At 39.4% G+C, this 5,212-nt stretch carries 4 protein-coding genes and 1 pseudogene; all 5 read left to right on the top strand.

Annotation, left to right across the window (positions count from 1 at the left end):
• Window positions 1–499 (top strand): ISAs1 family transposase (locus Q1A70_RS18755; protein ID WP_299695298.1); only part of this gene is annotated, 499 nt, incomplete at its 5' end.
• A gap of 229 nt (window positions 500–728) precedes the next feature.
• On the top strand, window positions 729–2,648 hold the full coding sequence (locus Q1A70_RS18750) for an immunoglobulin-like domain-containing protein (RefSeq protein WP_299695295.1): 1,920 nt from the start codon (window positions 729–731) through the stop codon (window positions 2,646–2,648).
• Between the two features lie 142 nt (window positions 2,649–2,790).
• Window positions 2,791–3,033, top strand: a pseudogene (locus tag Q1A70_RS18745) (IS5/IS1182 family transposase); the annotation flags it as partial.
• Window positions 3,034–3,407: 374 nt separating this feature from the next.
• A complete protein-coding gene (locus Q1A70_RS18740) occupies window positions 3,408–3,683 on the top strand; it encodes a nitrogenase-stabilizing/protective protein NifW (protein WP_299695292.1) in 276 nt (91 codons plus the stop codon).
• A 147-nt stretch (window positions 3,684–3,830) separates the two neighbouring features.
• Complete coding sequence (locus Q1A70_RS18735) at window positions 3,831–4,955, top strand: M14-type cytosolic carboxypeptidase (RefSeq protein ID WP_299695289.1); 1,125 nt, start codon at window positions 3,831–3,833, stop codon at window positions 4,953–4,955.
• Window positions 4,956–5,212: the final 257 nt, after the last annotated feature.

The raw sequence follows: 5,212 nt of genomic DNA, 5'->3' as shown, positions 1-5,212 counted from the left end.
CATGTTTGCCATTGATGGATGTAAAATTTCATCCAATGCCAGCAAAGAATCGAGTGGCACTCACGAGGAGTTACGCCAATGCTATGTTTTTGATAGTAAAGAATTTGAAGGTAACTTCTCTCGCTGGAAAGGCTTAAAGAGCATTGTAATGGTTGAAAACTTCCGCCTTGAGAAAGGTAAATCTGTTGAGCTAGAGTACCGTTATTACATAAGCTTTAAAGAGCTTAGTGCACAGCAAGCGGCGAAGGCAGTTAGAGAGCACTGGGGCATAGAGTCAATGCACTGGGTACTTGATGTCACCATGAATGAAGACGCGTGCCAGATATACAAAGATCACGGTGCGGAGAACTTATCATGCTTACGTCATATGAGCTTGAACATGCTCCGAGAAGAGCCAACCAAGCTAAGCATCGTAGGGAAACAAAAGCGATGTATGATGAATACGTCCATGCTAGAGGCGGTATTAAGTACTGGTTTTAGTCAGGTGGTGAAAAACTAGGCACTCATGCGGTAGCCCTGGTTACATAGGGCTTACAAAACCTCTCATTCATTTTGATATAGTATTTTATATCTTCAAGAAAAAGTGCTGGTTACTGGAAGATGTGCCTGAAGCTTGTCGTATTGACTAAAAAACATATGAAACGGGGTCGCTTTCTCTCTAAATTTAATGACTCAACAAAGCTATCAATATGTGATATTATTATCCAATTTTTAATGATGAGAATGTAATGATTTATAAAACATTTCCGCTAATTTTCCTTCTCTCTGCTTGTAATACAACAGAAGATTCATTCGATGAGCTTGAAGAATTTCAACCAATTCATAGTACAGCTTATACACAAGTTTATGAGTCATATATTAATAATGAGCCACTTGATGGCGATTATTTATTATATGATTGGTCTAATGCCGGTTATAATGGAGGGGAACTCCCTCCTAAAAAAAACAATCTATTTATTTATAATGTAGAAGATTTTGGAGCAGTTGCTAATGATGGTAATGATGATTTATCAGCAATACAATCTGCTATCGATAAAGCATCAGAAAATGGCGGTGGGATAATACAATTCGAAGCTGGTCAATATGATTTGAATATAAATGATGATGGCAGTAGCTTTGAGCTATCTCATGCTTTACAAATAAATAGCGGTGCTAGCATTATTCTACAAGGTGCTGGTCGTGGTGAAGGTGGCACAACAATCAAACAATGGAAAAAAGTCAATCAGGGAAGTCCATTACATGATAGTGTTCGAACTCCTCATACCATAAACTTTATGGGAGGGTATCATGAATCTAGAGTCAACTGGTTTGCATCGGATGTAAAAGCAGGGGAAACAAAAATCCCATTAAAAATATTAAATAGGCCAAATGTAGGAGATGGTGTTCATATTTTAATGTTTTCTTGGAAACAGCCAAGAGTACCTTCTGATAATGACTGGAATCGTGAAAAAAAAATATTATCCCCTCTTTATGACGATGGCATCGAAGAACGTAATAACTTAAATCCTTCTTATCGGATAATGAAGATAAAACGGCGTGTTGTAGGAATTGATGGTAATACGATAGAAATAGATACTCCATTGCCTAGAGATTATACCGTTGCGGATTTATCTGCAGTTTATATTGATAATTATCAATTAAATGAATGTGGTGTTCGCGATATGAACATCGAGAGTGTGCATAAGGGTAATTATTCAGAGGGGGAGTATGATACAGGTGGTATTAAATTTGATAAGGTCGAAAATTGCTGGGTCGAGAATATTGATATTAACAATACCATTCTAGATATTAGTGTTAACCGTTCTAGAAATGTTACAATTCGAAATGTTAATATTTATGGTAGTATTGGTCATCATGGTATTGGTTTATATGACACCTATGAATCATTAGTTGAAAATATTTATCAATATGCAGGAAGAAATCACTTATTATCATTTAGTTTCCAATCATCTGGTAATGTCATGCGTAATATTTATAATTTATCAGAAAAACATGGTGATATAGGATCTGGAATTGATTTTCATAGTGGTTTCGCCTCATTTAATTTGGTGGAAAATATAACAAATACAAAAATTGCAAGCTCTGGAGGAAAAAGTAACAATTCCTCATCTGGCCAGTATAATATGCTATGGAATGTAAAGAAAGGAAATCAACAAACAGAAGGTAAAGGTTTATTTAACTACTGTTGGTATACAAGTTATGCTTATAATGGACCATTTTTTGCACGTTCTGATTGTTATCGTCGTCACCCCAAAATGTTATATGTAGGTGTTACTAACTATGATGATGATGGAGATATTACTATAAACCGCTCTTCTGAAAACATTATTGATGAGTGGCGTTACATTGAAGGGTTAAATGATAGCAATGTATATCCAAAATCGTTCTATGAAGCACAGAAAAATAAAACATATAAATCTTACCCTGAAATTAATGGAGCTGATTCTGTAATAATTAATGTTGGGGAAGAGTTTGATCCATTAAGTGGTATTCTAGCTTATAGTAAATATTATGGCGATATTACTGATAAAGTAACCACAGATGGAAGTGTAGATACAAGCAAAGCTAACGTTTCTTTTATTGAATATGAAGTAATAGATGATTTTGGTTTAAAAACAACATTAAAACGGCAGGTTATAGTTAAATAAAAATAGTTTAAAGGTAAGGAATTTCAATAATTCCTTACCTTCACAGTAGCGACTTAATTCATGTCCGAATGACTACCTGACAGGGGCGTTGTTGACTATACCCTTTCAACTTGAAGGTGCAGGTGGCTTGGTTAAGGGAGTCGTTGCGCTTATCCCACCAAGAGAAGGGGCAGCCTTCTGGGAGCATGGTCATCCTAGAAATCTCGCCGTGGGTTGCCAGAAGTTGTATGGCTCAAATAAGTATTCGAAAGAGCGGTATGGGTATCACAGACGTTCACTGTCAGAAACAGCGATGTATCGAGTTAAACAGTTGCTAGGAGGGAAACTGAGCTTAAGAAATTACAATGCACAGGTGGGTGAAACTTACGCGATGATAAAAGCGTAAAACAAGCTTACTGGGTTAGGTGTGTCTATTAGAAGCTAACAGGTAGGTTCTATCGATTAATTGCGTATTTTACCTGATTTGAGCAACAGCGCCATCATCTTTAACAATTATTTATAATTACGAGAATAGCAATACTTTAGGGGTGAATTTGGATCATCAGCGGTAACCTGAACAGCAAAAATATGTTTATTTGAGACTTCAATGCAACTTAAAAAATTAACGTCCTAGTAACAACCGGGTTTGCCAAATTCCGTTCTGACATACTTAAGAATGGATGATTTAACGACAGAGATGAAAATAGACACTGAAATCAAAGAAATCAGCCCGAGATCCTTTAACATATCCTCTCCCTATTTCAGAATATCCTCGCGTTAATGAGCCATATCGATATCCAACAACAAATTGCGAGCTTTACGTCCATTGAACAGGCGCTTGATTACTTTGAAATTGGCTTTGATAGCCAGTTCATTGAGCAGAATCGAATCGAGTTGATGAAGCGTTTTAACGGTTATTTGATCTTGTCGAAACCCGACGATTGGTTCTCTGGCAGAAGGGCGTTGAAAAATGCCTATTGTAAGGTTCAACGCAGCAAGCTAGATCGCTACACACGCTCTGCCTGTCGTGGCTGCACAACTTGTCAACGCCGATAGATTAAAAGTTAAAAAGTCGACTATTTTAATAATAGCTAGCCAAAAAACCGAGAATTTAAATAACATAAGATTACGATTTAGTGGGTAGTTGGCTCGAAAAAAAATGTGCTAGTCTTACGGCAACGCAAACTCGAGAATAAAACTACAATGAAAATTTTCAGCAACTTCGAAAGCGGCAACATTCACGTTGTATCAGCAGAGTCAGCACAAAACATTCAACTGACTATCCCAGCAGACAACCAAACTGAAATCTCGCAATGGTTTCACTTCCGTTTAGAAAGTGAGGCGCAGCAAGCACACCACTTTGAAATCGGCCAACTGGCTACCTCTGCCTACCCTGAAGGCTGGAAAGATTATGACGTGGTTGCATCGTATGATCGCGAAGAGTGGTTCCGTATTCCATCGGAGTTTGATGGCGACACATTAAGCTTTAATATCATCCCTGAACACGATTCCATGTACTTCGCTTACTTCGCGCCTTACTCATACGATCGTCACCAAGATCTTCTGCACAGTGCACAAACGCATCCAGCTTGTAAGCTTGAGACTCTGGGCCAAACGCTAGACAACAACGACATCACTCTGCTAACCATTGGTGAGCCAAGTGAAGAGAAGAAGAACATTTGGATTATTGGCCGTCAACACCCTGGCGAGACAATGGCAGAATGGCTCATTGAAGGCTTGTTACAGCGCCTGCTCGATGAAACAGACACCGTCGGTCGCTCTCTACTAGACAGCGTTGTTTTCCACGTGGTTCCAAACATGAATCCAGATGGCAGCATCCGTGGTCACCTACGTACTAACAGCATTGGCGTAAACCTTAACCGTGAATGGCAATCGCCCTCTCTAGAGCGCAGCCCGGAAGTGTTCCTTGTGCGTGAGCGCATGCTCGCAACGGGCGTTGACATGTGCCTAGACATTCACGGTGATGAAGCCATTCCGTATAACTTTGTTGCGGGCAGTGAAGGTACACCGTCATACAACGAGCGCATTGCAAACCTTGAGAACCACTTCAAGCAAGCGCTATTGACTATCACCCCAGAGTTCCAAGACGAAGCTGGTTACGATAAAGACGAACCAGGCAAAGCGAATATGACCGTGGGTACAAACTGGATCAGTGAACAGTTCAAGTGTTTGGCTTACACCGTCGAGATGCCATTTAAAGATCACATCAGCCACGCTGACGAGCTTTACGGCTGGTCTCCAGAGCGTAGCGTTGCGTTTGGTCACGATATGCTTGCGGCTGTATGGGCCACCGTGGATAAGTTGTAAGCGAATCGGCTAAATTAATGAAATAAACTCACAAGCAATAAGCGCTTCGTTTAACTAAGCACTCAAAACTCGTCCGCTGGTTAACCAACAACGCTAGTTTGGTTTATTTAAAGAATAAAGCTCAGCCCTTGTATCCGTGCTGAGCTTTTTACTATCGGCACCAAACAGAGATGAAGATGCGAAGTTATACCAATTTGATTAAATTTCTGATCTAATAGTAACTCTGCTCGGAGGTACTATATGGACATTAATTTCCC

This window comes from uncultured Vibrio sp., assembly GCF_947488985.1.
Taxonomy (GTDB): domain Bacteria; phylum Pseudomonadota; class Gammaproteobacteria; order Enterobacterales; family Vibrionaceae; genus Vibrio.
Note: the sequence above shows the minus strand (reverse complement) of the source record. Positions and strands in the feature narration are given on the sequence as shown.